The organism is Streptomyces sp. NPDC104814, assembly GCF_055583185.1.
On record NZ_JBVJOL010000014.1, the window covers coordinates 46,750 to 73,180 of the forward strand.

Annotated in this window: 24 protein-coding genes and 3 pseudogenes; 12 read left to right on the forward strand and 15 right to left on the reverse strand. The window is 66.5% G+C overall.

The features are described from left to right. Window positions 1-132 precede the first annotated feature (132 nt). Window positions 133-942 carry a tetratricopeptide repeat protein gene (locus tag ACZ64A_RS33420; RefSeq protein WP_469815689.1) on the forward strand — a complete coding sequence of 270 codons (810 nt, stop codon included), beginning with the start codon at window positions 133-135 and terminating at the stop codon, window positions 940-942. On the opposite strand, the gene ACZ64A_RS33425 is transcribed toward ACZ64A_RS33420, so the two are convergent. After that, window positions 931-1,428 (reverse strand): hypothetical protein, encoded by a 498-nt coding sequence (locus ACZ64A_RS33425; RefSeq protein ID WP_469815690.1) that lies wholly within the window; start codon window positions 1,426-1,428, stop codon window positions 931-933. The two genes, ACZ64A_RS33420 and ACZ64A_RS33425, sit on opposite strands and share 12 nt — an antisense overlap. A 516-nt stretch (window positions 1,429-1,944) precedes the next feature. Between ACZ64A_RS33425 and ACZ64A_RS33430 the strand changes: the two genes are divergently transcribed. Together ACZ64A_RS33430 and ACZ64A_RS33435 are read left to right on the forward strand one after the other, a co-directional pair. Next, window positions 1,945-2,622: a helix-turn-helix domain-containing protein gene (locus tag ACZ64A_RS33430; RefSeq protein WP_469815691.1), complete on the forward strand. Its 678-nt coding sequence runs from the start codon at window positions 1,945-1,947 to the stop codon at window positions 2,620-2,622. Then, the gene (locus ACZ64A_RS33435; RefSeq protein WP_469815692.1) at window positions 2,619-2,804 is read left to right on the forward strand and encodes a hypothetical protein; all 186 of its coding nucleotides are present in this window, start codon (window positions 2,619-2,621) and stop codon (window positions 2,802-2,804) included. Before ACZ64A_RS33430 ends, ACZ64A_RS33435 begins: the two co-directional genes overlap by 4 nt. 135 nt (window positions 2,805-2,939) lie before the next feature. On the opposite strand, the gene ACZ64A_RS33440 is transcribed toward ACZ64A_RS33435, so the two are convergent. From ACZ64A_RS33440 to ACZ64A_RS33455, 4 genes and pseudogenes are all read right to left on the reverse strand, one after another. After that, the gene (locus ACZ64A_RS33440) at window positions 2,940-3,290 is read right to left on the reverse strand and encodes a DUF7674 family protein (RefSeq protein ID WP_469815693.1); all 351 of its coding nucleotides are present in this window, start codon (window positions 3,288-3,290) and stop codon (window positions 2,940-2,942) included. Between the two features lie 5 nt (window positions 3,291-3,295). Further along, complete coding sequence (locus ACZ64A_RS33445) at window positions 3,296-5,413, reverse strand: polymorphic toxin-type HINT domain-containing protein (RefSeq protein WP_469815694.1); 2,118 nt, start codon at window positions 5,411-5,413, stop codon at window positions 3,296-3,298. A 50-nt stretch (window positions 5,414-5,463) separates the two neighbouring features. Continuing rightward, window positions 5,464-5,739 (reverse strand): annotated as a pseudogene (locus ACZ64A_RS33450) (transposase); the annotation flags it as partial. A gap of 200 nt (window positions 5,740-5,939) precedes the next feature. Further along, window positions 5,940-6,212 (reverse strand): YrhB domain-containing protein, encoded by a 273-nt coding sequence (locus ACZ64A_RS33455; RefSeq protein WP_405444469.1) that lies wholly within the window; start codon window positions 6,210-6,212, stop codon window positions 5,940-5,942. 58 nt (window positions 6,213-6,270) lie between these two features. Here ACZ64A_RS33455 and ACZ64A_RS33460 point away from each other — a divergent pair, with 58 nt between their 5' ends. Then, the gene (locus tag ACZ64A_RS33460) at window positions 6,271-7,041 is read left to right on the forward strand and encodes a transposase (RefSeq protein WP_469815695.1); all 771 of its coding nucleotides are present in this window, start codon (window positions 6,271-6,273) and stop codon (window positions 7,039-7,041) included. Window positions 7,042-7,105: 64 nt separating this feature from the next. Here the strand turns inward: ACZ64A_RS33460 and ACZ64A_RS33465 are convergent, their stop codons facing one another. The 4 genes and pseudogenes from ACZ64A_RS33465 to ACZ64A_RS33480 all read right to left on the reverse strand — a co-directional run bounded on the left by ACZ64A_RS33465 (window position 7,106) and on the right by ACZ64A_RS33480 (window position 14,048). Continuing rightward, complete coding sequence (locus ACZ64A_RS33465; RefSeq protein ID WP_469815696.1) at window positions 7,106-7,591, reverse strand: hypothetical protein; 486 nt, start codon at window positions 7,589-7,591, stop codon at window positions 7,106-7,108. A 128-nt stretch (window positions 7,592-7,719) separates the two neighbouring features. After that, a pseudogene (locus tag ACZ64A_RS33470) lies at window positions 7,720-8,158 on the reverse strand (NUDIX domain-containing protein); the annotation flags it as partial. A 224-nt stretch (window positions 8,159-8,382) separates the two neighbouring features. Continuing rightward, complete coding sequence (locus ACZ64A_RS33475; protein ID WP_469815697.1) at window positions 8,383-8,676, reverse strand: hypothetical protein; 294 nt, start codon at window positions 8,674-8,676, stop codon at window positions 8,383-8,385. Further along, window positions 8,673-14,048, reverse strand: coding sequence for a DUF6531 domain-containing protein (locus tag ACZ64A_RS33480; protein ID WP_469815698.1), 5,376 nt, complete (start codon window positions 14,046-14,048; stop codon window positions 8,673-8,675). Before ACZ64A_RS33480 ends, ACZ64A_RS33475 begins: the two co-directional genes overlap by 4 nt. A 734-nt stretch (window positions 14,049-14,782) precedes the next feature. Between ACZ64A_RS33480 and ACZ64A_RS33485 the strand changes: the two genes are divergently transcribed. Beyond that, complete coding sequence (locus ACZ64A_RS33485) at window positions 14,783-15,307, forward strand: hypothetical protein (RefSeq protein ID WP_469815699.1); 525 nt, start codon at window positions 14,783-14,785, stop codon at window positions 15,305-15,307. A 370-nt stretch (window positions 15,308-15,677) separates the two neighbouring features. On the opposite strand, the gene ACZ64A_RS33490 is transcribed toward ACZ64A_RS33485, so the two are convergent. The 3 genes from ACZ64A_RS33490 to ACZ64A_RS33500 all read right to left on the reverse strand — a co-directional run bounded on the left by ACZ64A_RS33490 (window position 15,678) and on the right by ACZ64A_RS33500 (window position 16,963). Further along, complete coding sequence (locus ACZ64A_RS33490; RefSeq protein WP_469815700.1) at window positions 15,678-15,842, reverse strand: hypothetical protein; 165 nt, start codon at window positions 15,840-15,842, stop codon at window positions 15,678-15,680. A gap of 471 nt (window positions 15,843-16,313) precedes the next feature. Beyond that, the gene (locus ACZ64A_RS33495) at window positions 16,314-16,508 is read right to left on the reverse strand and encodes a transposase (protein WP_469815701.1); all 195 of its coding nucleotides are present in this window, start codon (window positions 16,506-16,508) and stop codon (window positions 16,314-16,316) included. Between the two features lie 281 nt (window positions 16,509-16,789). Beyond that, window positions 16,790-16,963, reverse strand: a complete 174-nt coding sequence (locus tag ACZ64A_RS33500) for a hypothetical protein (RefSeq protein WP_469815702.1) — start codon at window positions 16,961-16,963, stop codon at window positions 16,790-16,792. 30 nt (window positions 16,964-16,993) lie between these two features. On the opposite strand from ACZ64A_RS33500, the gene ACZ64A_RS33505 reads away from it, so the two are divergent. From ACZ64A_RS33505 to ACZ64A_RS33515, 3 genes are read left to right on the forward strand one after another with little or no spacing between them, the layout of a single operon-like run. Then, on the forward strand, window positions 16,994-17,461 hold the full coding sequence (locus ACZ64A_RS33505) for a hypothetical protein (protein ID WP_469815703.1): 468 nt from the start codon (window positions 16,994-16,996) through the stop codon (window positions 17,459-17,461). After that, a complete protein-coding gene (locus tag ACZ64A_RS33510; RefSeq protein ID WP_469815704.1) occupies window positions 17,461-18,009 on the forward strand; it encodes a hypothetical protein in 549 nt (182 codons plus the stop codon). The genes ACZ64A_RS33505 and ACZ64A_RS33510 overlap by 1 nt, the downstream gene beginning before the upstream one ends. A 10-nt stretch (window positions 18,010-18,019) precedes the next feature. Next, window positions 18,020-18,256, forward strand: coding sequence for a DUF6207 family protein (locus ACZ64A_RS33515; protein WP_469815705.1), 237 nt, complete (start codon window positions 18,020-18,022; stop codon window positions 18,254-18,256). A 166-nt stretch (window positions 18,257-18,422) separates the two neighbouring features. Here ACZ64A_RS33515 and ACZ64A_RS33520 read toward each other — a convergent pair whose 3' ends face one another. Then, window positions 18,423-19,205 carry a phosphotransferase gene (locus ACZ64A_RS33520; protein ID WP_469815706.1) on the reverse strand — a complete coding sequence of 261 codons (783 nt, stop codon included), beginning with the start codon at window positions 19,203-19,205 and terminating at the stop codon, window positions 18,423-18,425. A gap of 79 nt (window positions 19,206-19,284) precedes the next feature. On the opposite strand from ACZ64A_RS33520, the gene ACZ64A_RS33525 reads away from it, so the two are divergent. After that, the gene (locus ACZ64A_RS33525; RefSeq protein ID WP_469815707.1) at window positions 19,285-20,067 is read left to right on the forward strand and encodes a hypothetical protein; all 783 of its coding nucleotides are present in this window, start codon (window positions 19,285-19,287) and stop codon (window positions 20,065-20,067) included. A 72-nt stretch (window positions 20,068-20,139) separates the two neighbouring features. Here ACZ64A_RS33525 and ACZ64A_RS33530 read toward each other — a convergent pair. Continuing rightward, window positions 20,140-20,463 (reverse strand): annotated as a pseudogene (locus ACZ64A_RS33530) (helix-turn-helix domain-containing protein); the annotation flags it as partial. A 497-nt stretch (window positions 20,464-20,960) separates the two neighbouring features. Between ACZ64A_RS33530 and ACZ64A_RS33535 the strand changes: the two are divergent. Further along, complete coding sequence (locus ACZ64A_RS33535; protein WP_469815708.1) at window positions 20,961-21,824, forward strand: M48 family metalloprotease; 864 nt, start codon at window positions 20,961-20,963, stop codon at window positions 21,822-21,824. 39 nt (window positions 21,825-21,863) lie between these two features. Here the strand turns inward: ACZ64A_RS33535 and ACZ64A_RS33540 are convergent, their stop codons facing one another. Next, on the reverse strand, window positions 21,864-23,057 hold the full coding sequence (locus tag ACZ64A_RS33540) for an ATP-dependent DNA ligase (RefSeq protein ID WP_469815709.1): 1,194 nt from the start codon (window positions 23,055-23,057) through the stop codon (window positions 21,864-21,866). Between the two features lie 68 nt (window positions 23,058-23,125). On the opposite strand from ACZ64A_RS33540, the gene ACZ64A_RS33545 reads away from it, so the two are divergent. Continuing rightward, on the forward strand, window positions 23,126-23,848 hold the full coding sequence (locus ACZ64A_RS33545) for a class I adenylate-forming enzyme family protein (RefSeq protein WP_469815710.1): 723 nt from the start codon (window positions 23,126-23,128) through the stop codon (window positions 23,846-23,848). Beyond that, window positions 23,845-26,424, forward strand: a complete 2,580-nt coding sequence (locus ACZ64A_RS33550; RefSeq protein WP_469815711.1) for a serine/threonine-protein kinase — start codon at window positions 23,845-23,847, stop codon at window positions 26,422-26,424. The genes ACZ64A_RS33545 and ACZ64A_RS33550 overlap by 4 nt, the downstream gene beginning before the upstream one ends. The last annotated feature ends 7 nt before the right edge of the window (window positions 26,425-26,431 follow it).

Sequence of the window (26,431 nt, forward strand, 5' to 3'; positions counted from 1 at the left end):
ATTGACCGGGCCACTAACAGGTTCAGGTGGCGATCCGGTTCTGACCAGTACTGTAGAATCGCACCCGGATCTTTCGACTTGGAGGCACGGATGGGTGAGGGCGCGTTGGATTGGCATTCTTTTCCTGCGGGAGTGTCGACAGCAGAGCTGATCAAGAATGCGGAGGACGCTGAATCTCGGGGCGATTTGATCGGCGCCGGAAATTGGTATTTCCACGCAAAGCGTCGCGGGGCGATGGGAGTAGAAGGGAGAATTGCAGCTCTCGTGCCAGGACTCGAGTTGGCCGTGACGCAGGACAACGGTGACGCGAAGGCGTTGCTTGCTGCCGTTCTCCTGGATCGCAGGGATGACTTGGGCCGTGCTGCGCGACTGTTCGGCGAAGCGGCCGATGCAGGCATTGTAGAGGGGATGCGTGAATTGGGATTTATGCTGACCAATGGTGTCGGCGTGAATCGAGATCCCTTGCGAGCGAATGCCCTATTCCGGCGAGCGGCTGAAGCTGGTGATGGCTATGCCGCATTCAATCTCTCAGTCAATTACTATCACGGCGCTGGCACGGCGCGGAATTTTCGAGAATTTTCGCACTGGTTGCAATTTGCCGCAAACTTGGGAATTCCGGAAGCCTGTGCCGTACTTGGCGATCAATTGGCCAGGGAAGGGCGCGAAAGCGATTCCCTCGATTGGTACGTGAAGGCCGCTAAGTCGGGGCATGCGCCCGCAATGTTTGCGGCGGCTCGGAGATATCGTGATGGAGTTGGGTGTGAGGTAGATCCGGTGCAGGCGGTTAGATGGTTTCTCGCCATGCTTGATCGAGGGAATGGTGATGGAGTCCACGAGGCAATTAAGATGGCGCCATCGATGACGTCTGATCAGATTATGGAGGCGGGACGGTTGGCTGGCCGCACTTCAGAGGCTGAACTGTTGCTTCCGTCATCTCAGTGATCTGGCAGCCCTTTCTGCGACGGTTGACGCCCCACACGGCCTGCACTCGAGGACCAACGCCGCGGTAGCCCGGTCCGTCGTCGGATCGATACGTCTGGGCGCATCGTTCATGCTCACGCCCGCCTCCGCCATGATGTCGAGGCAGGCGCGCTTGTCCTCCCACGGCATGCCCGAGTTCACCTTGAGCCCGAGGTAGCAGTGCTTGCACTTGTAGTTGCAGCCCAAGTTGACTTCCAAACTCGCCTTGCCATAGCCCCAGGTCGACGGGTGGCGAACGAGGAGGAAGACACTCAACGGCCGGTCGGCAAGGTAGAGGTCTTCCCACTGCTCGCGGACGGCTTCCACGAGCCAAGCCGGGCTTGGCGCGGCAAGGTCGAGGGCACGCAGCTCCTCGTACTGGGCCGGCGGCAGGAGGGCACCACCACGGCTGCCCGGCCTTACGAGCACGTGCTGTTCGAGGAACGGGCTGGCGATGAGGGAGTGCATGACACCTCCAAGAGGCGGGAAGCTCCGGGGTGTTCCAGCGGCGGGCCGTGGAGCCTGGCACGAGGGCGTAGTAGTGCAGGGCGTGAAGGTCCATGACCACGGCGCCTCCGTCGAACCACCGGCGGAGGAATCGGTCCACCTCGGCCAGCTCCTCCGTGCCGGCTGCCGCCCACATCAGGGCCGCGGGGATGCGGACGGCGGAGAGGCTGCCTCCACAGGGCAGGAGGGCCACGTCCTGGACGTCCCACGCCAGGCGGGCGGTCTGCCTGTCTCTGTCTTTGACCGCGCCGAGGAGCCACGTCGTCACAGAGAACTGATGCTCGGCGCCGGTGATCACCAGCGGCTCCCGGTCTTCCGCCGCCTGGACCGCCGCAGTCGGGTGGTGAACTGGCTGAACCGTGCCCATGGTTCGCGTCCTCCTCATAGTCTCGAATCGGGACACCACTGACCGTAGTGAGACGGAAAGTGACCCTGAAGTGACCGGGAGTACGGGTATCCACCGGGATTGGACCTCTCATGGTTGCGAGCGCACGCCGAACCCTGACCACCGGTACGGGTAAGCGGTTGAAGGCCCGCTCGGGCCTCATCAGCGGGTACGTCATCCGCGAGCAGCAGGGCTACACACAGGAGGAGGCCGCCGGGCTCCTGCGGGTGTCCCTGGACACGGTCGCGGGGTGGGAGACCGGCCACCGGCCGCTCACCGCGGTACCTGTCGCGCAGATGCTCGGCTTACGGCACCAGCTCATGCAGATGGGCGCCGCCCCCGCCCTCCTCCAGGCTCTTGAGCGTGCCCTGGAGGCCGACGTCCTCCTTGCCTCCGCCTTTGACGAGGACACGCCCGTCGTGGAGTCCCCGCTCGGCGCGATGGTGATGCAACGCGAACTCGCGGAGGTCCTGGTGTGGCCCCTCAACGGCGTGGCCCCTGGGCCGGAGCGTGCCCGTTCCCGCCCGCTGCTTCAGTCGCTGAAACGCCACCGCGAAGAGCAGCAGCGCGACCGTGACACGGCAGGCGCCAAGTGGCAGCACAACGGCTACGTACTCACCGCCCGCAGGGAAGAGCGATCGACCTCGATCAATCACCCGCGCCTTCACCACGCTCCTCCTTACGGCCGACCTCCGCCGCATCCGCTGCCACGACCTCCGGCACTCCACCGCGGACCCTGCTCCTGGAACAGGGCGTCTAGCTCGTCGTGATCAAGGAACTCCTCGCCCACGCCCACATCGGCGTCACCGCCCCCATCCACGCTCACGTCAGCCTCCGCCTCCAGCGCGACGCCATCGACACGTTCAGCACCGCGCTCGGCGGCCGGGAGATCCCCAAGACGGTCACCTCCGACGGCGACGAGCGGCCACCCTGCGCCGCCCTCGTCCGCTGACGTTGCCGTCAACTACTGCCGTCCGCCCACGCAGAAGCCCCGCCAGGACGCACCTGGCGGGGCTTCATCTTTGCTGAGGCCATCGGATGAAATCGCTCTGCTTAACCACGTCTAGCGACGCAGCATTCGCAGAGGTTAGCGCTCCCCAAATATCTTGCGGAGATTCCCCGTCAGGTGTTCATGAATACAGAAACCCCCTTGACCAGAGTATGGCAGGTTTTCGACGAACGAAACTCTGATCAATTCCCTGACTGTGCAATCACCGTGCGCGTACGCACCCTCGATGAAGTTGATCAACCGAAGCCCGATGGCCTCCTCAGTCAAATCCCGGCCAGCCTCGCTGAACAAACTTACCGTCCATCGGACGACGTCTGCGAGGAAAACGTGGGAGAGGAACTCTTCATAGAACTCCACGTGCTCGGCATACAAGCCCTCAAGCTGCGGAAAGTTCAGGAGGAGGCCATGAAAGAACTGCTCTTCGTTCATTTCCATCAATTCCCTGCGAGGGCCGACTTGAGGTCAGCAAGTAGGCTTCTCGCCACGATCAAGTCGCGCGGGTCTCCGTTTCTATAATTCCTTCCTATCCACTTATTTAGCGCCTTAGCGTACTGATTCCCCTTGGCTACGTGGTTACGGCCGTGCACGAGTTGACCTGAGCTGAGCTCATCGCGAATCGCCGACATCGTCGTACCGTCTCCAGTTCTGGCCGGATTGGTCGTCCCCTTATAAAGGTCGTTAACCAAGTTCTGAAGCTTGGAATCAGAAACGCTTGGCGTTGGCAGGATGCAGCCGCTGCTGTTGTGAACCAAGACCGGCGTGGCGCCTGCCAGTACATAGTACGTGTGGATGCCGGTGACGGTGAGGTCATGGGTGCGCTGGCGCTTGTCGAAGTGGCGGGTCGCCGTGAGGGTGAGGACGTCGCCGGACGGCGTTCGCAGGGTCGCACCGGGCTTGAGGTCGCCGGCCTTAACCCAGCGCTTCTCGGACGACACCCAGAATGGGTGGGTCGTCGTGCTGATGAGTGCCGCAGGTCGGCCGGCCTTGGTGGTAATGGTCAAGACGACGAAGTGCTTGTCGTCTTCAGTGACGATAGTGCCAGCCACCTCGCGGGCGGTGGTCTTGCCTGTTTCAGGGTCGGTGACGACGACCATGTCACCGAGGTTGACATCCTCGATGCTTTTCGTGGACCCGTCGACTAGCAGGACTTTCGTCCCAGGCAGGAAACTGTGCGTGGGATTACATGCTTTCCCCTTGCCGGCGAGCGCATTCACCTTGGCTTCTGCTGCAGCCAGTTTATCCTTGGCCTTGCTTAGCGCTTTACTATTTTTGAACCAGTCTAGGGTTCCCTCAAGGAGTTCCTTACCGAGTTGCAGGACTCGCTTGAAGAGTGCCGCGCCCTTTTTGATTCCACTGAAACTACGTCCGTACTTGGCGAGGATCTTTCCGGCGAGTCCTCCTGCGAAGCTTCCGGCGATGTTGAGTGCGGTTTCGCCGCAGGAGCCCAGGTCTCCGCTGGAGAAGCAGTCGAGAGCAGCGTCAACGCCTGTAACCTGCAGGGCGATCTTGGAGAGGGCTTTGGCGGTGTTCTTGAGGCGCTGATTGGTGCCGTTCAGGTTTTGCTGGGCTCCCGCGACCTCTATGGCCGCCTGATTTGCGTCGCCCTGTGCACCAGTGGATGGGTCCGGAGTCGGAGGAGGTTGCTGAGGGAAGCAAACTGTCGGGTACTTCATGCATTCGGGGTCCATGAGACCCGTCGGGTCCGACAGTGTGACGGGGCTGTTGCTTGCGTAGGCGTAGCCGTTGATCTGGTGTGGTCGGGTGTAGTCGATGAGGGGGTCGACGGAGATGAATTTCCCGAGTTGCGGGTCGTATTCGCGTGCCCCGATGTGGGTGAGCCCGGCCTGTGCGTCGAGCGTGCCGCCGACGAAGCCCTTCTCGCCGGGCCAGGTGCCGCTGGCCTTGCCGCGCTCGTTGCCGTAGGGGTCGAAGCGGCGTTGGGAAACGGTACCGGTCGTGGCATTGATGGCGAGGCTGCTAGTGCCCTGATGGTCGGAGCCGAGCCAGGACAGGGTGCCGTTGGTCTCACGGACGGCGATGCTCTGGTCGGCGAAGGTGTAGTAGCGGGTTGCCTGGACTTCAGTGCCCCCCTTGGGGAGCTTGAGTTCCATGCCGGGCAGGTAGACGGTGGTCGCGGTGGCGTCACGGCGTACGACGCGTTCGCCTGAGGCGTCGTAGAGGTACGTCGTCTCCTTGCCGTCGGCTTCGGTCGTCTTGGCCAGCTTTCCCTCGGCGTCCCAGTCGAGTGTCTGGGTGTCGCCGCTGACGGTGCGGGAGTCGGTGTTGCCGGCCTTGTCGTAGGTGTAGAGGGACTGGCGGTCGCCGGTCGGTGTGGTCTCCACGACCTTGGTGACGGCGTGCGGGCCGGCGTTGTCGCCGTAGGTGAAGGTTCGCTTGCCGTTTTCGGAGGCATCCAGGCTGGTGTCGTGGGCGACGTCTTGGGTGCGGTTGCCGATCGCGTCGGTGGTGTAGGACTTCCAGTACGGGGCCGGACCGCCCAGAGCGCTGGTCCCCGGAGCGTTGGTGCAGGCGCTGGGTGTTGTGCCACCCACGGTGGCCCCGACGGTGCCGGAGCCGGTGGCCGTCGTTTGGGTGGCTGCAAGCCAGCCGCCCGCAACACCTCGTGCAGCTGCGGCCAGCCACCCGCTTCGGTCCAGTCTCGCAGGCGCCGCCAGGCCGTCACACCACTGCAGTACACCTGATCAGCCGGAACACCCCGCCAGCTCACGCTCTTGCACAGCACGTAAACGATGCCCCGCAACGCAGCCCGGTCATCCGCCGGCAACCGCCCGGGATACCGGTACCGCCTCGCCGGACGAACAGGCAGCAGCGGAGCCACACGTTCCCACAGGTCATCAGGGACAAGATCAGCAGACACTGAACAGATCCTGCCGACGCAACACTCAACTGCCAAGACCTGCCCAGGCCTGGCATGGTTGCAGCCGTGGCCACGGCGGGCGACGAGCCACTCGCGCCAGCCTGTAAGCCCCCGTCCGCCGTGGCGCATCGCGACAAAGCTCATTCGTCGCGCCCTAAGAGTTGTCCCGTAACTGGGGTTGTGGGACAGCCGCAGCCTCGTCAGGTGCTGGGGTTCCTCCACAGGTGCCGCTCGTCCAGGGTCCCGAACCGCACGTCTCCATGTGCAAGGTCGACGAGGATGGGCCAGCAGTCCAACAGCTGCTCTCTCGCATCACGCGAGGCGAGGTACTGCACGGAGTTGTAGGGCACGATCAGGAGCCCATTGCTCTCGCGGACTCGCTGAGTGTCGATGGCGAGAGGCGGCTCGTCATCGCGCTGGCTGCGTGCGAGAAACGCCACCGCGAGCTGCAAGGCTTCGTCCTGCTCCATCATCCGTCTCCAGTCCGTGGGCTCGACGAAGGCACACTAACCGGCCTGGAATGATCTCCGTGTGGCTGGTGTGATCACGGCGTCGGAACCATCATGGATTGCCCCGTTCACGGGGTTGAGCCCGAGGCAGTTCGGGAAGCTGGTGACGCTTCTGCGGCGCAAGGGTGCGGATGCCGTTCGCAAGGGCCGGCCGTGGAGCCTGCCGCTGGAGGACCGTGCCCTGTTGGTCGCGGCCTACTGGCGCACGAACCTGACCATGAGGCAACTCGCCCCGCTCTTCGGGGCCTCGAAGTCCGCGGCGGACCGCATCATCGACCACCTGGGGCCGATGTTCGCTCTCCAACCCCGCAAGCGGTTCGCCAAGGGCACCGTGCTCATCGTGGACGGCACCCTGGTCCCCACTCGGGACCACGCCATCGCCGAGCGGTCGAAGAACTATCGGTACTCCACCAACCACCAGGTCGTTATCAACGCCGACACCCGCCTGGTCGTCGTGGTCGGCCGGCCGCTCGCCGGGAACCGCAACGACTGCATGGCGTGGGAGGAGTCCGGCGCCAAGACCGCAGTCGGCAAGACGACCACGCTCACCGACGGCGGCTACCCGGGCACCGGACTCGTCATCCCGCACCGCCGGCAGCGGGGCCAGGCCGAACCCCCGGCCTGGAAGGAGGAACACAACAAGTCCCACAAACAGGTCCGGGCCCGGGTCAAGCACGTCTTCGCCCGCATGAAGACCAGGAAGATCCTCCGCGACTGCCGCCTCAAAGGCGACGGCGTCCACCACGCCATGCTCGGCATCGCCCCCATGCACAACCTCAGCCTCGCCGGGTAGAACCGCGGGTCACACAACGGCCGAGCATGTCCGAGCGACCCGGAGATCATTTGCGGGACAACCCTTAGTCAGCCATCATGTCCGTTTCAACGGCGGGAGCCCGCGGAGCGAGCCAGTGCTGCGTTTCGGTCGATTCCAGGATCCGGTCGAGACGGAGGATCGGCGTCATGTGCTCTAACACTCGACCCACGCCCATGGCGTAGTTGCCGTTCGGCGGCTGCAGGACGAGGACGCGGGTGCCTTGGAGGAGGTCTATATCGACGGGCACGCCTTCCGGGCTGATGTAGGTTCCCTGGCCGTCGAAGAGACGGAAGCAGCGGATAGCTGGGGCGCCGGGGCCGAGGTAGGGGTTGCCGCTGGTCGCCGCATCGACCCCACTAAGACCCGGCAGCAAGGGCGCGAGGGCTTCCACGGCGGCCGTCAGGCCGTCAGGGCCTTCCGCCCGAGCGGTATCCGCAAGCCGCTTCATCGCGGCTCGGTAAGCGGGTGCGGAGCCCGACTTCATTTGCGTGACGAGTTCGTCGACCAGGCGCGGTATCTCCGAGGGCACCGAAGGAGGTTAGCAGCGGTGATGGTTCGCTCAGAGTGGTCATAGGCTGGCATCTTCTCCGACGGCAACGTCGGCAGACCTCAGCGGCACTGAGCTCCGGTTGTTGATCTCGACCCTTGCCCATCTCGATGCCAGGCGACCTCATCGGGATCGGGGACCACGGCGTCCGGCACCACGGCTTCGTGCACGCCGAGCCAGTGACGCCTCAGGCCGCTGCGGTTGATGAACGTGAACAGCAGGCGCGGCAGCGCACGAATGCCCAGCTCTTCGGCCAGCTCCCTCGCGGCGGCCTGTTCGTAGGACTCGCCGGCATTTGTCCGCACCACCGACCTCGACCTCATAGAGCCCCGGGAAGCCCGATACCTGCTCCGACCATCGGTGGGCGAGGATCCGTCCACGCTCATCACGACACACCGTCACGGCGACTCGGTGCAGCCAACCCTCCCGGGTGGCCTGCCGGCGGCTGACCACCATCCCCAGTAGACGATCTTGGTTCTCGACACGCTCCACCAGTTCATTCACCACGCACACCCTGGCAGAGCCCACTGACACTGACGGAAGAGTCATCAATGTTCGTGTCACTGCGGCCGGTGTTGGAGGTGAACAGCCGGAAACCGCATCCCGTACTTCCATTGGCAGCGCCACTTGTAGCGTCGAACAGACGCTGTACGCCATGCGGATGCGCCGGCACGAGGCCGCCGCGCTCGCTACAGCGAGTGCGAGCCCTGGGAGCGCCTCGCCGACCACTTGCCGTGACCTCCCCGGTAGTCAGATGGCCGGTCGGTTACGCCTTACCCTCCGTCGCGCCAGCGGTCTGCATACTCGAAGGTCTCCCTCAGTGTCAGGAAACGGCACTCGCCCGTTACCAGATTCACGCAGACCGGCGTGTTGCCCCCAAGTGCCTGTGTGCTGTCGCCTTCCAAAAAGGCAACACTGTTGTAGGGGGCGATCAGTTCCGAATCCGTGACGTATACGGACTTCTCAATAATGCGCACTGGTTTACCCCAGGAGAGAGCACGTTCTCCAAGGTAAAGCCGGGCCAGCTCCAGCGCTTCGCCTTTGCTTATTTTAGGGTTCGTGTTCACAGATTGTCCGTTCGCAGTACCTGCCATTCATCCCAGCGACCAAGGTGCCAGGCGAAACCTTGCTGCGCATCGATGAACGCGATCTTGCCGCCGTCATTGATGACATTGAAGTAGTGGCCGATACCCTCTCCCTTACTCCTACCGAATACAATCGCTCGAGATCCAGAGCCCCAACGTTTGAGATCTCCGACTACTCCAGTGATACCCCGTCGATGACGCCAAGGCCCGGCGCTAAGGAATTCTCGCAGATGATTTGTGAAGACTATGGCGTCGTTCCCGGGAACAGCCTGCGCCGGCCTCCCTGCCAGTGCCGCATCAGCTGAGATCGCGCACAAGCCGCAGTTGTTCTCGCCTCCTTCGGGATTGACCGCCTTTTTCAGACCTGGGGTGTGTGGGGCGTAGTAGGCGTCTCCATTGAGAGTTTTCCCCGCCGACGTCATCCACCATCCGGAACGTCCGCCAGCGGCTGTGCTCCCCTTGAGACCGAACCGGAATCCTTGGAAAGCCTTCCAGACGGGCTTGACCAGGTTACCCAATCCGCCTGTGAGGGCGCCGACGAGGAGGTCTGTGGGGGTGGTGGGCTGGCATTGGGCGGTGTTGATGGCCCAGGTGAAGGCCATACCGATGCCGGCATCGGTGACCACTGCGACGGCGAGTGCGCGGCCGCCTGAGAGGCCGAGTGTTGCGGCGAGGCTGGTGCCAGCGGGGGCGAGGAAGCCTCCGATGGCGCCGATGGCTGCGCCTTCGAGTGTGGCGGTGGCGAAGTCGCCCCAGCTGAAGTCGTCGTGGTGCTGGAGGAGGTAGGCGCCGCCGCTGACGAGGGCTCCGATGCCGGCGCCGATGCACATCGGGCACTGGCCGGTGGGGTCGGCGAGGTTGGCGGGGTCGTTGTCGGCGTAGTTGTACGGGGACTGGTTGGGGTTGTCTGCCGCGGCCGGGAGGGGGTCCTGGGTGGTGAAGCGGCGCTGGGTGGTGTCGTAGGAGCGGGCTCGGAGCTGGAGGCGGTCGGGGACGTAGGCGTCCTTGTACTGGCCGGTGTAGCCGAAGGGGCTGGTCTGGCCGCCGGTGATGGTGGCCTTGCCGCTCTGATTGCCCCAGGGGCTGTAGGTGTAGCGGTAGTTGTCGGTTCCGGCGGCGTCGTAGACCGCGCTGGTGGAGTTCTGTCGGTCTTGGGTGAAGTAGTAGGTGCCGGCGGTGCGGTCCATGGAGCGGGCCGTGCCGTCGGGGTCGTAGTGGTAGTCGGCGACCAGGGCGCCGGAGGCGTCGGTGTCGGTGGCGATCTGGGGGAGGTCGCCGACGAGGTCCCAGCGGGAGGTGCCGGCCAGGGCGTTGTTCTTCTTGACGGTGGTGCGGTTGCCGTCGGCGTCGTTGGTGAAGGCGAAGGTGTTGGCGCCGATGGTGGCCGACTTCAGGCGGTTTGCGGGGTCGTAGGTGTAGGTGCCGTCGTCGTCCTTGGTCTGGTTGCCGTCGGCGTCGTAGGTGTAGCTGGTGGCGGCCGTGCCGGCGGTGGTGGAGGTCAGCTGGTCGCCTGCGTCGTAGGCGTAGGTCGTGGTGGTGCCGGCTTCGGCCGCGGTCTTGAGGTTTCCGGCCTTGTCGTAGGTGTAAGTGCTGCCGGTGGTTCCGGTCAGGCAGGAGGTGGCCGAGGTGTCGGTGCACTGCCGGGTCATGCGGCCCGCGTCGTCATAGCCGTAGCGGGTGGGGTAGCCGGTGGCGGGCTTGTCGGTGACCAGCCGGCCGTTCGCGTCGTAGGCGAACGTGCTGTTCAGGGTGGGCGTGGTCAGTGACGCCAGGCGGCCGGCTGCGTCGTAGGTGCGGGTCTCGGCGCGGGCGGTGGTGGTGGGCAGGGTGACGCTGGTGAGGTTGCCCGCCTTGTCGTAGCCGTAGGTGAGGGCCTTGCTGTTGGTCGTCTGGGTTTTGGTCCGGCCGGTCTTGTCGTAGGTGTAGCTGGTGGCCCGCCCGTCGGGGTAGGTGCGTGTCTTGAGGGTGTCGTCGGTGTTCCAGGTGTAGCTGAACGGCTTGGTGGCGCCCGGCGAGCTGATGGTGAGGATCTTGTCGTCGTTGTCGTAGGTCAGGGTGCGGGTGCCGGTGGCGTCGGTGACCTGCTGCATACGGCTGGCGTCGTCATAGGCGTAGGTCTGTGCCGGAGTGCCGTCCGAGTAGGTGATCTTCGTCGGCAGGTTACGGCCGTCATACGTCGTGACGATGGTCTGCGCGCGGGCGTTGGTGTACTTGGTGCGGTTGCCGTCCGGGTCGTAGTCGTAGGCGACCGTCTTGCCGAGCGGGTTCTTGACGGAGGTCAGCTTGCCTTCGGCGTTGTGGCCGTAGGTGGTGGTGTGGGTGTTGGCGTCCGTGCTGGTCTCGAGGAACCCGGCCGTGTTGTAGGTGAAGGACGTGGCTCCGGTGTCCGGCGCGGTGATCTTTTTGATGCGGTCGAGTACGTCGTACTCGTAGGCCGTCAGCTTCTGGCGTGCGTCCGTGACCGTGGTGATGTTGCCGGCGGGGTCGTAGCCGGCGGTCCGCTTGTTGCCGAGCGGGTCGGTGACCGAGGTCGGGTTGCCGGCCTGGTCGTAGCCGTAGGCCCAGGTGTACTTGGCCGGGTCGGCGCCGGTGACGTTGCCCCGCGGGTCGACGACGGTGGCGAGGTGGCCGTCGTCGTCGTAGGTGTAGGTGGTGCGCTCGGCTTCGGGGGATACCTCGGCCGCAAGGTGGCTGTCGTCGTCGTATTCGTAGGAGGTGGTGTAGCCGGCCCAGGTCTTCGACGTCAGGAGCCGGTTGTCGTCGTCGTAGGTCAGCGTCATGCCGTGGCCGAGGCCGTCGGTGGTCTTCACGACGCTGCCGTTGTCGTCGTAGGTGACGCTGCGGGTGTGATTGAGGGGGGCGGTCACCGAGAGCGGGCGGTTGTCGGCGTCCCAGGTGAGGGCTGTGGTCTTGCCGAGCGGGTCGGTGACGGTCTTGCGGTTGCCGACCTTGTCGTAGCCGATGGCCCAGGTGTACGGCTTGGGATCGACGCCGGTGACGTTGCCGCGAGCGCTGATGATCTGGGTCTGGCGGCCGGCCTTGTCGTACTGGTAGGTGACCGTGGCGCCGACGCGGTTGGTCTCTTTGGCCAAGCGGCCCACTGGGTCGTAGCCCAGGAGGGTCTGCTTCTGCGCCGGGTCCGTGATGGTCGTCAGGCGGCCGGCGTTGTCGTAGGCGTAGGAGGTGGTGCGCTGCGCGGCGTCCGTGATCGTGAGCAGGTTGCCGGCTTCGTCGTAGCCGTACGTGGTGGTGTTGCCGCGTGCGTCGGTCGCTGTCTTGACGCGGTCGGCGTTGTCGTAGGTGTACGACGTCGTGTACGTGGCCGGGTCAGCGCCGGTGACGTTGCCGCGCGGGTCGACGACCGTCTTCACCCGCGCCGAGGCGTCGTAGGTGAAGGTGGTCTTGCTGCCCTTCGGGGTGGTGATCGAGGTGAGGTTGCCGTCCGCGTCGTAGCCGTATCTGGTGGTCTTGCCGCGCGGGGTGGTGACCGTCTCCAGCAGGCTCGTGGTGGCGTTGTAGCCGTACGTCGTCGTCTTGCCCAGCGGGTCCTTGACCGAGGTCAGCTGGTTGGCCGCGTTGTAGCCGTAGACCGTCTTGTTGTATTCACCATCGATGTAGGTGGCGACGTTCCCGGCCGCGTCGTACGTCCACTCCTCGTCGGAGGCGGTATTCGAGCGGCTCTTGAGCCGGCCCACGGTGTCGTAGTCGTACTTCGTTTCGCGGATCTCGGCGTCGATGACGCTGGTGCGGTTGAAGAACTTGTCGTAGCGGTAGTAGCTCTTGTTGTTCAGCGGATCGATCTGCGTGAACAGGACGTTCTTGTAATAGACGTCCGTCCACACGCCGCCGTCCGGCGCCGTGACGTCGACCTGGTCGAAGGAGCCGTTCTTGGAGTAGGCGAACGTCGTCTTGTTGTTCAGGGCATCCGTCTGCGACGTCACCCGGCCCTGCGCGTCGTAGACGTTGAACGTGACCTGCTTGCCGCGGGCATCGGTCACCTTGTCCAGGCGGCCGGCAGCGTCGTAACCATAGGTCTCCGTCTTGCCGTCCAAGGCCGTCACGCCGGTGAGCTGGTCACCGGTGTAGGTGAAGTCGACGGTCCGGCCGTCGGCCAGGGTTACTTTGTCCAGCCGGTCACCGGCGTAGGCAAGACTCGCCGTGTGGCCGGCCGCGTCGGTGATCGCGGTCGGCTTGCCCGCGGTGTAGGCAAGCGCCAGCCCATGGCCGGTGCGGTCCTTGACGGCAGTCAGCTGACCCGACGCGTTGAAGGAGTAGGCCGTGTGGCCTGCCGTGGTCAGCTTGTAGCCGCTGCCGTCGACGGCCAGCGTGGAGCGTGCCTGGCCCGGCGTGGTGAACGTACCGCTGGACTGCTTCACGTACGCGTGACGGCTGCCGCCCTCGCCGACCAGGACGGCATCACCATTGGCCGCGATCTGCAGGTGCGTTTCCCACGGCAGCTGCCAGCCCTTACCCAGCGCGCCTGTAGCCGTGTTGTCGGAGGAGTAGACACGCCCGACGGTCAACGGCACGCCGGGGGCCGAGACCTGCGTGTCGGTAAAGACCTCGGTAAAGGCGCCGGTGGCCGTGTTCACCGGGTCCGCGCGCATCACCGTCGTACCGGCCGCGCCGCTGGCGTCACCACAGACGGCGCTGCACTCGGCACCGTCGGGCAGCGCCGGCACGATGTAGAACATGTTGTACGAGCCGCACGACTCCGTGGCCGCCGGGTCGTCCGTCACGGTGGTGCAGGCCCAGATCGTGTAGCTCGGGACCGGCTGCGTGCACTGCGTCGTCGGCACCGTGAACGACGCGCTCACTTCAGGGAAGACCTTGTCGGTGTTCAGCGTCGGCGCCTGAACCGTCTGCCCGAAGTCGAAGTACTGGATGTCGTCGTTGCTCAGCCGGCAGCCGTAGTAGTCCACCTTCCAGCGCACCTTCACCGGGTGCACCTCGGTGTCCGCACCACCGGACTGCCAGATCGCCGCCTTCACCTGCAGCGGCTCACCCGGCACGGCAGCACCGATGTGGTTGCCCAGCGCCATGAGCCAACCGCCCTGCTGGGCAGCCGCGTTACCGAACGGATCCGTCGACACCTGATACAGCGCGCCGCTGGAATACGTAGCAGCGGCTGCCGCCTGCGCGCGAGTGGCGAAGGATGCCTGGCGGGCGTTCCCGTCCGAGGCGGGACGTATCGGCGCCGACTTGGGTCCGGAGGAGCGCAGCTGACGCTGGTTCCGCTTCAGTAGCGCGATCTGCGCCGCCGAGGCCAGCTTGCTCTTCGTCACGGGCAGGCCGCGCGGCTTGCCCGGCTTGGCCCGGTCTTTCGTCTGCGCGCGCCGCTCCTTGAGCGACACAGCACGCTGATGCGCCGCAGGCTGCGGACCACGGTAGGCGTAGCTCGCGCCACCGCCACTGGACGCCTCAGCATCCACCCTGAACAGCCAACCGCCGCTTGCAACGACGGACAACACCAACGCAACGATCAAAAAACGCACACGCGCAGACACAGATGCCAGCACTCCCCCACCCCTTACACAGGCTGTGTGCTAGTGGTCGCGCTCGCACACAAGCTCAAGATCCTTAGGGCCAAGCCACCGCCGCTCAAGACCGAGGTATGAAGACGACCGAATAGTGTCGCCACGGTCGTTCAACGTCATGCGGCAACTTGCCTACTGTCGCAGGTACTTAGCCCGGTGCTAGCGCGAGCGCGGCCGCATCTTCTATGCCAGACCTGGCTGAAACAGCCCGTCCCTGCTGCGCCAAAGCACCTGTCAGATTCAGCAAGTCCTCAGCCACCGCGGCTCCCTGACCTGTAACCCGCGAGCCACCGCACCAGCCTGACGCGGGCCACAGTGGCACGGCGTCGCGCCCGGGCGTGGTGAGGGTCCCCCCGGCTCGGTGAAGGCGGCGGCCCGGGGCGGCGTGGGCGGTGACGGCAGTGAGCATGGCCGCGGGCGTGGCGGCGACGGCGGCGCCGTGAGAGCGCGGTCTCCTGTCCTGCGTGTGGCGCTGTCGCCCACAGGGCGGTTTGCCGGGACAGTCCAAATCTCTGGGTGCGCTCGCGAGCCGTGCTGGCATCGTATGAACCATGGCAGCGATAGACAACACATCCGAACCTGACAGCCCTGTCCGCAGCGCCTATCCACCCCTGGTGGAGACAATGTGGCTGTATCAGGCGGATCAGGTGTGTCCGGAAGACCTGCCGATGACCGCTGCCCAGGCAGTCGCGATGGGAATGGATACGCCGGCCCTATGTGAGCTCGCCGGCCTGCCGCGTCATGCGGACCCCTGGGACATCCGCGACGCATTCGAGCAGGCTCTCGAAGAATTGGGGATCCTGCTGCCCGATCGCCGCCTGGCCCGGCGATACGCGCTGCGCAGGCTGGCCACGCGATTCACCGCCGGGGAGGTGGATCTCGCCGAGTTGGCATCGGACGAGTGGTCGGAGATGGAGGTCGAGACCGCTGAGGAGCAAGCATTCGTTGCGCTACTCCCGCCATGCGCGTGCTGCCTCGAGTACACGCTGGGGCTCGACGAGGCGGCATGGGAAGCGCAACTGCGGGTCGCGGCCTGGGCCTTGGTCTCGCATCTCACTGTCTGGCCGCGCTCCTGACAAGTGGGGTCAGAAGGCGTTCCTGGCGCAACATCTGAAGTCTCGATCGCGGAGGGTCACTGCAGCAGAATCATCTGCGGAGGAGTTCGAATCCGGCGCGCCCGTAAAGCTGCCGCTTGATCTTCTTGATGCGGTTGACGGCGCCCTCGATGCTGCCGGAGCTCCAGTCGAGAGTGAGCCCGGGCGGTCACGGCGTCGAGGTCTCGGCGCAGGTGGAGTGCGAAGCCGTTGAGCCCGGGTAGCTGGCTGGCGTCGACTGCGTCGATCCAGGTGGGGAGCGTGGAGCCGAGACGATCGCTGAGTATCTCGCCGAAGTCGCGGACGTGCCCGGCCGCCATGTCCAGTTCGGGAAAGCGGGCCAGGACCTCCTTCAGGCCGGCCCGGTCTTCCTCGGCAGGGCCGAGGGGTGCCGGGTGATCCAGCCGGTCACCTGCCGCACCGTCGGCGGCCGCGGCGGCGTGACGGACGGAGCCCCGCGCAAGGTGGCGACGTGGGCGCGGACCATGCCGTAGGTGACGGGCGCTTGCTCGACCACCAGCTCGCCGTGGAGTTGGGTGACGCTGGTGCATCCCTCGGCGAATCGTCGCTCCAGGTAGGGCTTGTAGGGATCCAGCCTGCTGGGCCGGGGCCGTTCCCGCGGATGGTGTCCTGCCAGCGTGCGGCAGCCGCGTACCGGAGCACGGTGTTGAGGCCCCAACCCAGGTGCCGGGCGATCGCCCGGCGTGAGTGGCCTTGGACGAGCATCTCGTGGACCAAGGCGTGTGCGGCCTTCTTACGCTCGGCCCGTCGGCCGACAGGCTCCGAGTCGTCCTGCGGTCGATCGGAAGCCGATGGGGTGTCCTGAGGCAGCGTGCCGCTGGGAAAGGGCCCACGCAGGCAGTCGCGGTGGGTGGCGACGCAGGTCTCCACGGCCCGGCCGAGGCCCTGCCACAGATGGAACCGGTCGGCGACCTGCAGAGCTCCGGAGGCACCGCGCCGGGCGCCCTCGGCGTAGGCGCCGGCCCGGTCAGATGATCTCCACACCAGGGTGGTCGTTCAGCCAGGCGGCCAACGGGCCGGCCTCACGCATCGGGAGTATGTCGACCACGCGATGGTCTTCGACGCTGGTCAGCACGGTGGCGTAGGTCTGACCGCGGCGGATCGCGAAGTCGTCCACGCCCAGCACCCGCGGAGTACTGAACCGCGGATCGGGCAGTGCCATGACCCTGCGTAACAAGGTCATCCGTCCCGCGCCGAAGCCCAGCTGGGCCGCCAGACGAGCGCCAGCCCGCCCCGCCAAGGCGAGCCCCACCCGTTCCAGGGCGCGGTTGAGCCGCGTAGTAAACCGTGCATGCGGGGCAGACAGCGGGAGAACGGCTCGGCGAACGTCCGGCGCGGGCAGTCCGCCGACCCGCAGATGAAGCGCCGGACCGTTAGCCGGATCACAAAGCCCTGGTCACCAAGCGGTAGATCCCTCAGCCTGCACTGATAACGGTCGTGTACTCAGTCCGAAAGACGGCCGCAGTCCGGACATGCGGCGCCGCCTGCATGACCTCTCGCCACCACCTCGACCGTGCCGAACGCGGCCCCAACCGCCTCGACCTCCACCTCGTCGATCCCGTCGAACACCCGCGAGTCCCAGAACAGTGCATCGGTCAGCATGACCAGCACCATCACCGTCCACAGCCGACCAGAGCAGCGAACGGAATGTACCTGAGGGAGCGTCATTTCCGGCTGTCAGAGGCCAAGGCATACGCCGTCTCATACGAGCCAGTCATTTTCCCCAACCGGCTGGCCGCTGCCCTGGGGGAAGAACTTTCCCTGGCGGAGCGGCTCGGTATCCGGCCCAACAAGCCGGGATCGGCGGACTGGGAGCGGTACATCGACTTCGACGGCGAGCCCGTCAAGTGGGCGGTGCTTGAGGACGGACAACTGGTCATCATGCCGAAAACAGTCAACGGAAAGGAGCTCTCCCACCCGGTGCTCAGCGGAGGCGGGGCGGTCAGGGCCGCCGGTGAGGCAGAGCTCGCGGGCGGCAACGGTCAATACTTCGGCCTGCGCATCGACAGCCACAGCGGTCACCACTTCGTCCCCGATGACCCGTTCTGGGCACCCGGCGGCGGCGCCGAGCAGATCGGCAAGGAAGCCTTCGCAGCGGCCGGGGTGATGTTCTAGTGACCAGTCCCTTCGACGACCTCGACCGGCTCGATCTCGGGCAGCACATCCGCCGCTGGTCGGCGATCACGCCCGGGACCGCCGAGGGCGATGTGAGTGAATGGATGGCCGCGGCGCAGCAATTCGCCGCCCGAATACAGCATGACCCGAGCCGGATCTCCGGTGATCAGTGGGGCGGCCTCACGCGTGCCTGGGCGTCGCTGCTCGCCGCGGCCCAGGCTGCGACCGGGGAACAGCACAACGACTGGCTGCTGCGCGACCTCTGGCTGCGCACCTCGCTCGTGGATGCGGTGGGACCGCGCGCTGGGGTGCCACTGCTCGATCCCCGGCCGGTACTCGAACAGGCGCTGGACGCCATGCCGGTGAGCCGACAAGAAGCCGTCGCGCTCGCGCCGCGGTGGCGCGAGCTGAAACGCGAGCGCATTCTGGAGCTGCGCATGATCCGACGTCTGCTGAACCCGGTGCGGCCGCTCGCCCCGCTGCTCACCGGTCATCCCCGCTACAGCGAGTACGAGGCGTGGGAGCGCCTGGCCAGCGAGTTGCCGTGACGTGCCCGGTGTGAGGCGAACGCAGGCACGGTACAAACGCCGAGGGCGCCTCCTGACGCAGGAGGCACCCTCGGCGCCATACGACGACTGCCTCGAGATCAGTCGGGATGACGCGACCGCCTTCGACGCCAGGCGTCGCTCGGCTCGGTGCGCCATCGCATCGGCGGACCGTACGACTCGCGCACCAGTCGGGTCGGGCGTACGGCTGCACTGCATCGTCAACCTCGACCCAGAACCAGACGCGTAGCAGCGCGAGACGCGAGCAATCGGAGGGAGGACGCAGGCGCCGGCCGCTGCGGCCGGCGCCTGGCTTTGTTCACGAGATCGGGTTCTGGCTCAGCTTTCGGGCAGTGGCCACGGTGAGTGACGACTCTGGAGTCAGCGGCCCCGCAACCGTTCCCGGTCAGGGCGCGTTACGTGCGGCCGAGGAGTTCTTCGCGCCGGGCCAGCGCCCAGGCGCGCTCCTCCTCGATGTCCGGGATGAAGTCCTGCCGCAGGAATGCCGCCCAGGGGTCAACGCCGCGCGGGCCCAGGCGCGCTATCCGCTCGGTTTCGACGCGTTGCAGCGCCGCCAGCGCGTCCAGCACGTCGGCCGAATCGGCACCGTATGCGTCGCACAGCAGTCGCAGTCGTCGCGCCACCGGTGCGCCGGCAGCGCCGTAGCCGACTCTGCGCTGACGGTCGGGAAGCCGTAAAGGCACGCAGTACCAAGCTAGTTGGGCGACGTCGTCCAACGCCTCGCCTGGGATGGCCAGGTCCCAGTCGATGAAGCCCACCAGGCGATCGTCCGCCCAAACCGAGTTCCAGCTCGTGAGGTCCCCGTGGCGCATGATCTGCCCAGGACGCCAGCGTGCGTCCGGATCGCTCCAGACGGCCTGCGCTGAGGGCCGGAAGTCGCGTACGGCCTCGTGGTAGTCACCTAGCCACTGCCCGAGCGCGGTGATGCCCTCGTCCGCGAGAAGTGGCCGGGGCCACGGGTACAGGCCGACTTCGCCGCGCAGCAGCGACACCACCTCATGCCCGTCGACCGGGCCGTCGCCCAGGGCGCGCGGCACGCCCGCGAATCCCACCTGCTCCAGGTAGCGCAGTAGCTCGCGCACCGCGGGAGTCCACACCCGCCAAGGCCTCAGGATGGTCTCACCCTCACGACGCACCGTCGACAGGCCACCGCGCATCGATCCACCGTCCCGGATCATGGCGGGATCCTAGTGCCCTGACAGGCAACGTTCGCCCTCACCAAAGAGAGAGAGCTAGCACCCGTCGCAGGGAGCGTCAGTGGGCAGTGCGATGCTGACGCCGACAACTCCGCTCACGGTGATCAATGGGGGGCCGATGCCTGGTGAACGGTCAGGGCCTGACCTGTCCTCGGTCGGCTTCGACTCTGTTTGGTGTGCCACCGACCTCGGCGAATACCGACCCTGCCGCTACACCTATGAGTACTACCCCTGCGAGAGCCTGCCGCCTCTCGACTCCACCGAGTTCACGGGCGCCTTTCAATGGCTCGGTGGTACCGGCGAACCTGTTCCCGACCGGGTTACGGCGCTCAATCGCTTGACAAACGACCTTGCAGCCAGGGGCTTGACGTTGCCTCGGGATTTCGTCACCTTCCAGGCCGACTCGAAGCTGCGCGGCTCGCTGGATGAGGTCTCGGTGACCGGCTGCTGGACCGATATCTCAGAGCCCCTGCCCAGTCCGGCAGAGTCTGGTGCCTTCCTCGTGCGATTCCTGCGGGATCAACAGGACTGCGTCATCTGGTACCTCTACCTCCGTCCTTCGGGTGAGGTGTTCGTGGTGCACTCGCATCTCGACTACGAATACGAGTACGAGGCACGGCGCGATGGGGAAGAGACGGAGACCGATCTCGAGGATCCGGAGGAGCAAAGGGCCGCGATCCTCTGGTGTGCAGCTTCTTTCGAGGAGTTCGCGCATCGGTTCTGGATCGAGAACCGTCTCTGGCATGCGCTCAACGGCGATGACCTGTCGGGACTCGAGCCTCAGATGCGTGACTACTTGCGCCACTACGCGCTCGGGACACGGAAGACGTCCCATAGGCCATGAGCCCGGCCGACGGGCCTGCAGTGGATGCGCACCAGCCGGCCGCTGTCGCTGTCGGGCGGGCCGACGGTCACGGTCCAAGGTCTCGTCGACGTACCGCCAGGCGGTGGCCTGGGCTATCCCGAAACCGGCTCCGAGCTGCGAGAACGTCTCGTTCATACGCAGGTGCACCAGCGTGAGCAGTGCCTGCTGGAAGCAGCCGAGCTTGCGCCATCGGATGTTTCGGGCCCGGCGGTGCTCGTGCAGCATCCAGGCGGCATGCTCGACGAGCTCATGCGGGACGTCGAGCGTGGCAGGATAAGGAACCAACAGGGCCCCTTTGGTCGCCGGTGTGCTGAGTGGAATCACACGCCGACGACGAGGGCCCTGCCTCGTCACCACACCCACTGAACAGCCCATTTCACCCTCCAGCAGAAGGTGAAAGAGGCTCAGTCGGCACCAATACGTCATGCGGGATCGTGCGGTCGTAGACGCACATGTGCGGGCACTGAGAATGCCAAAGGACGCTCAGCGAAATGGCTGGGCCGAGGCCATCAGTAGTTCACGGAAGCAGGGACGGATCAACATCGCCCGGCTGCATCGCGCTCTGGCCGAGTTGCCGCTGTCATGGCGTTGCGTACACATCAGGAACTGACGGGAGATCAGAAAAACCAGTACGGCGAGGAGTTCAGCTCAGTGACATCTTGATCGCTGAAGCACGCAGGCCCGGCCTGCTGGGTACGCTACGGAGAGGCAACGAGGTCCGCTCGAGGCGCGAGACCGGCGCAACGGTGAGAGAATGGAGCAAAAGGGGCAGGGGGGAGAGAGGGGGAAGGATCATCATGTTCCCTGGCGCTCCCGATCATGATGTGCATTTCCGGCTCCACGTCGCCAGGCACCCGTACGAACGCTCACGGATGATCATGGCCGTGTGCTGGTTGGCGATCCTCTTCGCTATTGCGCTGTGGACAGCGGGGCTTTTGCTGCTTCTCCTCGTCCCGCCTGTCGTGGTGGGGTACTGGTTCCTCATGCGGCTCTGGAACGCCCGTCTTCTCGGGCGCGCCGTCAAAGTGACGCCGGAGAGCTTTCCAGAGCTGCACGACGAGATCATTCGAGTGCAGCACCAGCTCGACTATCACAGGCCCATCCACGTCTACGTGGCCGACCAGGTCGACGGGAAAGTGACGATCACCAGCCTCTTGGGGACGCGTGTACTGCTCGTCGAAGGCGGATGGGCGGCTGATCTCCAGGCAGAGGGCCCCGCGCCACTCCGCTTCCTGCTGGGCAACTTCATCGGCTACCTCAAGGCCCGGCACGGCCAACTGGCCCTCTTCGTCATCATCCTGGACAGGATGCATTGGGCTGCCTTCATCGACCCGTGGATGTTGCCCTATCAACGTGCCGCCGAGTACACCCGTGACCACATCGGCTATTTGTGCGCCAAAGACCTGGACGCGTCGCTCAAGGTTTTGTCCCGGCTCACCGTCGGAAAGGAGCTAGCCGGATCGGTCTCACCTGCGGGGATTCTCGAGCAAGCCTGTCGAGTGGCCGACAGCCCCATGGCGCACCTTGCGGAACTGTTCCAGGCCGGTCCGCACATGGTGAATCGTTATGCCAACCTCGTCACCTACGCGGCGGAGGTGAATCCCGCAGAATTCCAGAGGTATCGCGCTGGTTTGCCAGACAACGGCCAGCCGTTCCTCGGCAAGCTGCTCACGAAGTCGCCGTACCACCACCCCGCCGCAGGCGCTCCCCACCAGCCAGCCGCCGGGCGGACTTGACCGACGACGCGAGAGGAGGGCCGGCGTCCTCGAGGCGGCTCAACGTGGTGATGTAAAGGGTGGCGCCGATGCCCCAGCCGGGCGGGGGCACGACCAGGAGCGGTCCGCGCCCGGCGACCCTGTAACGGATCCGCTGCCACTCGGCCACACGCCCGGGCCCTGGAGGCACTGCGCCAGCAGGTCCCCGCCTGCGCGCGCCGCCGCCCCGACCCCGCCCTCGGCTTCTCGACTGACCCCCTCACGCCGAGGGCAGGGTGCCCTGCCCGAAGGCTGGCACATCTCCGGGCGCCATGTCCTGACGCAACGGTACGAGCCGGACCGGGTGGCGCCACACGCACGCTCCCACACCGCGTCCACCGCAATCTCAGCGACCAGGCCCGGCTCCACCAGCGTCACGTCCAGCGGCGCACTGGTTCCCCCTGACGCCGTGAAGCGGACGCCCTGCCATGGGTGCCCCGGAGCCGGCACCAGCTGCTCGGCAAGCTCGCGCGCCGCGTCCGGGCGCAGCGGTGTGCTGCGCCCGACCGGATGGAGCCTGGCAGAGTCGTCGTAGCGGCCCAGGATGAGCGTCTGCGGCTGTTCCAGGCTTCCGGTGACGGCTCCGACTACCGCCTCGGTGGTGTCGCGACGACGCACCTTGTACAGGGCGCGGGCGCCGCGCAGGTAGCGCTGCTCGGTGCCCCGGATGATCAGTCCTTCCACGCCGGGGACCTGCGTCCAGGACGTGAGCCATTCCCGCGCCGTCGCCGGGTCGTCCGTCTCCGGACACAGCGTCCACGGGGCGCACAGATCGAGGTCGGTGAAGAGCTGTTCCAGGCAGGCGCGGCGCTCGGCATACGGGACGTGCAGCAGTTCCTTGCCGCCGATCTGGAGGACGTCGAAGACGATCAGTTGGGCGGGCAGGTCGTCCGCGAGCCGTGGGGCGCTGCGGTGGCCGGCGGCCGCCCGCCGCTGCAACCCCTCGAACGACATCCCCTCCCCCGCCCACACGACCAGCTCGCCATCGAGGACCAGGCCCTCAGGCACGTCCGCGGCCGCGCGCACCAGCTCGGGAAACCGGGCCTGGATCAGGCTGCCCCGGCGGGACTGGAGCCGCACGGGCGCGGTGAAGAGCAGGGCGCGGTAGCCGTCGAACTTCGGCTGAAAGACCAGACGACCGGGCAGCGCACCGGGCGCAGGCACCGTGTCACAGGCCTGCGCCAGCATCGGCTCCACCGGAGGCCGCAGCACCATACCTCCGGTCTACGGGCTGGGGTCTCACCGAGGGCACCCGCGCCTCCACATGTAATCCCGTCCAGGGCGTGCGCAAGCTCGGCACGGTCGGACCCGCACTGCCCGGGCAGCGGATCGCCACCACCGCGCCGGACGGCAGCATCCTCCCGCCCGGCGAGGTGGGCGAGGTCGTCGTGCGGGGCCCGAACGTGATGCGCGGCTACCTCAACCGCCCGAAGAAGACCGCCGCGACGCTCGTCGACGGATGGCTGCGCACCGGCGACGTCGGTCGGGTCGACGAGGACGGCTACCTCGTGCTCGTCGACCGGGTAAAGGACATGATCATCCGCGGGGGCGAGAACCTGTACCCCAAGGAGATCGAGTCCGTGTTGTACGGCCACCCGGGTGTCCTGGAGGCCGCCGTGGTCGGCGCCCCGACCCGGTCTACGGCGAGACCCCCATCGCTTACGTCGTGGCCTACTCCGAGGTGTCTGTCACCGCCGGCGAACTGCTCGACCACTGCCGGCAGAGCCTCACCAAGGTCAAGCTGCCGGTCGAGATCCACCTTCGATCGCCCGCTCGCTGTCATTGGACTCACTCCGCAGCGCGTGACCGTACGACTCGGAGGTGCGGGCTACCGTGGCGCGCCGACTTCGAGGCCGGGCCATGCGCTGTGCTGCGCCCTGCGCAACCGCGCATGCGCTGGAAGTTGGACTGGTGGCCGAGGGTCCGCAGCCCTCTGTCTGGGGCACGTGGATGTCCGTACGCTTGTCTTCAGCCGGCACATGAGGGAAGCGAGCGGGGGACTGTGACGAACGGGATGGGGCCGGGCCGTGTGGTCGGTGGACGCTACCGCCTGACCCGGCGGCTGGGTGCAGGCGGGTTCGGGCAGGTGTGGCAGGCGCGGGACGAGATGTTGCGGATCGACGTCGCGGTCAAGGCGGTGTCGATTCCTCCCTCCGCGTCGGACGAGGAGCAGCGGCAGCGGTTGGTGCGGGCGGAGCGAGAGGCTCGCAATGCTGCGCGGCTGCGCGACCACCCGAATGTCGTGGCAGTGCACGACGTGGTTGTCGAGGACGGTGTCCCCTGGATCATCATGCAGTTCGTCGATGGCATCTCGCTGCAGGAACGGTTGGACGCGCACGGCCCGTTGGGGGTCGAGGCGACGGCCTCGGTGGCATCGGCCCTGCTCGACGCGCTGGGCGCGGCCCACGCCGCGGGCATCCAGCACCGCGATGTCAAGCCTGCCAACGTCATGCTCACTGGCGATGGAGGGATTCTGCTCGCGGACTTCGGCATCGCGGTCCATCACGACGACTCCGCGCTGACTGGCACCGGCCTGCTGATCGGGTCCGTGGAGTACATCGCGCCGGAACGCGTGCGTGGCGGCGGCGGTCCGGTCAGTGATCTGTTCTCGCTCGGGGTGACGCTCTATCAGGCCGTCGAGGGCCTCTCACCGTTCCGTCGGGAATCGGCGGGTGATGCGCTGAGCGCCGTCCTGTTCGACGAGCCGCCCGAGCCGCGGCTTGCGGGAGCTCTCACGCAGCTCATCGCCCGGCTGCTGGTGAAGGATCCGAACCAGCGGGCGACGGTTCAAGAGGCCGAGAAGCTGCTGAAGGCGGTGTCCGCGGGCGGTGCCGGCCGCGCGCTCAAACTCGCTACCTCCACGCAATCCACGGCCACCGCCGCGCCGGACGCCCAGCGCAGACGCCGGGCGATCGGGGCATTGGCCGCCGCGGAGCGCGCAGCCCGCGCCTGCGACGAGGACGACCAGGCGCGGTTGATCGCCCGAGCGGCCCGTGTATGGGCGGGCATCGACAGGGCCCGCGCGTTGGCCCTCGCCGACGAAGCCGAACGCGGCGCTCGCGCTGCCGATTCGGCGGATGAGCAGCTGGTCATCCTCGCGGAGGTCGCCGGCAGCCTCGCCGCAGTCGACGTAGGCCGCGCGCGGAGCCTCCTGGACGAGGCCGAGGCCCTACTGGGTCAGATCGACAGCGAAGACCGCGCGGCAGGCCTGTTGTTTCTGACCCGGGCTGCCTTCGCTGTTGATCCCGGTCGGGGAGACCGGCTCGAGGACGAGCTAGAGGGCCTGCTGCGCGCTGAGGACGACAGAACAAATTTGGCCGAGTACCTGTGGTTCCTGGCAGCCGAGTGGTACGACGTCTCCCCGAACCGGGCCAGGGAACTGGAGGCCGAGGTCGCTCTTCTGATCGCCGCCGCCGCCGCTGCGGACCCACGTGTGCCCGCACCGAATGCCGTCGGCCGTATCGTCGCGACCGCTGAGGACAGCGCGGCCGCACGCCAGGCGGAGCGCACCGCACGCGCCCTGCCGCCGGGACGTGAACGGGCCCTCACCCGCCTGCGCGCCGCCCGTCTCCTCGCTCCCGTCGATCCGGAGCGAGCCCAGCAGCTGACCGCGGACGCTGACGCAGACATCGCACGCGTCGCCTTCAACTGGCGCCGGGAGCGCCTGCATCAGGAGGTCCGGTCCACGCGCGTCGAGATCGCCAGGGCGTGGGCGGCCACCGATCCCGAGCGGGCCATCGCCCTCCTGGAAGCGGTGACGGCCGGCCTCACCGGCGATGGCGCCGACGAGGAGGCGAACCGCATCCGGGGCGAAGCCGCCGCAGTACTGGCCACGGCCGCTCAAATGCATGCTGCTTCCGACGCGGACCGCGCCCTGGCGCTGGCAGCAAGCAGCCTGTCCATGGCCGGACCGAGCAGTCCTGAACACACGCCCTACACGGCGCTGGTTGCGGTCGGACAGGCACTGGTGAACTCGGCATGGTGGTTCGCACACCGCGCCGAACAGGTGGTCGTCACCGGCACCGACCTTGACCGCGTCGAGCAGTTGCTGGCCGACACCGAACGCGCCCTCACCCTGCTCTCCGAACACACGGCAGCACACCCGCAGCTCCGGGTGGAAGGGATGCGCGGTGTCCTGGTCCCCTGTACGGAGGCGCGGGCACAGATCGCTGAGGCCGCCACCGGTGTGGTCGGCCGCCTGGCCGCCGTCGATCCGGCACGGTGCCTGCAGGCGATCCCGCTGATCGACCGGCTGACATCCGACGGTGAGATCCACTCCAACCAGCTTGACAAGCGAGGCGATCTGGCCCGCAACCTGACCGTCGGGAGGAGGCGCCTGGCAGCCGAAGAACCCGAGCTGTCCGACCGACTGCTCCAACAGGCCCTACGTCTCGCCCTTGACCTTCAGCAACGCGGCTCCTGGATGGCGGAGGACCTGCTGTTGGACTTGGCGAGGACGCAGTCCCGCACCGACCCGGACAGCGCTGAGCAGACCGCCCGTGCCCTTCCCCAAGGCAGCAGCGAGCGCGCGGAGGCCTGGCTCGCCATCGCACAAGCCTGGCTGCGCCCCACCGCACCCTGACACCAGC

What these genes read in the sequence shown, in the direction of transcription:
- ACZ64A_RS33425 (WP_469815690.1), bottom strand. Translation starts at nt 1,428, where the DNA reads ATGCACTCCCTCATCGCCAGCCCGTTCCTCGAACAGCACGTGCTCGTA.
- ACZ64A_RS33430 (WP_469815691.1), top strand. Translation starts at nt 1,945, where the DNA reads ATGGTTGCGAGCGCACGCCGAACCCTGACCACCGGTACGGGTAAGCGG.
- ACZ64A_RS33440 (WP_469815693.1), bottom strand. Translation starts at nt 3,290, where the DNA reads ATGAACGAAGAGCAGTTCTTTCATGGCCTCCTCCTGAACTTTCCGCAG.
- ACZ64A_RS33455 (WP_405444469.1), bottom strand. Translation starts at nt 6,212, where the DNA reads ATGATGGAGCAGGACGAAGCCTTGCAGCTCGCGGTGGCGTTTCTCGCA.
- ACZ64A_RS33485 (WP_469815699.1), top strand. Translation starts at nt 14,783, where the DNA reads ATGGCAGCGATAGACAACACATCCGAACCTGACAGCCCTGTCCGCAGC.
- ACZ64A_RS33495 (WP_469815701.1), bottom strand. Translation starts at nt 16,508, where the DNA reads ATGGCACTGCCCGATCCGCGGTTCAGTACTCCGCGGGTGCTGGGCGTG.
- ACZ64A_RS33505 (WP_469815703.1), top strand. Translation starts at nt 16,994, where the DNA reads ATGTACCTGAGGGAGCGTCATTTCCGGCTGTCAGAGGCCAAGGCATAC.
- ACZ64A_RS33520 (WP_469815706.1), bottom strand. Translation starts at nt 19,205, where the DNA reads ATGATCCGGGACGGTGGATCGATGCGCGGTGGCCTGTCGACGGTGCGT.
- ACZ64A_RS33535 (WP_469815708.1), top strand. Translation starts at nt 20,961, where the DNA reads ATGATCATGGCCGTGTGCTGGTTGGCGATCCTCTTCGCTATTGCGCTG.
- ACZ64A_RS33540 (WP_469815709.1), bottom strand. Translation starts at nt 23,057, where the DNA reads ATGGTGCTGCGGCCTCCGGTGGAGCCGATGCTGGCGCAGGCCTGTGAC.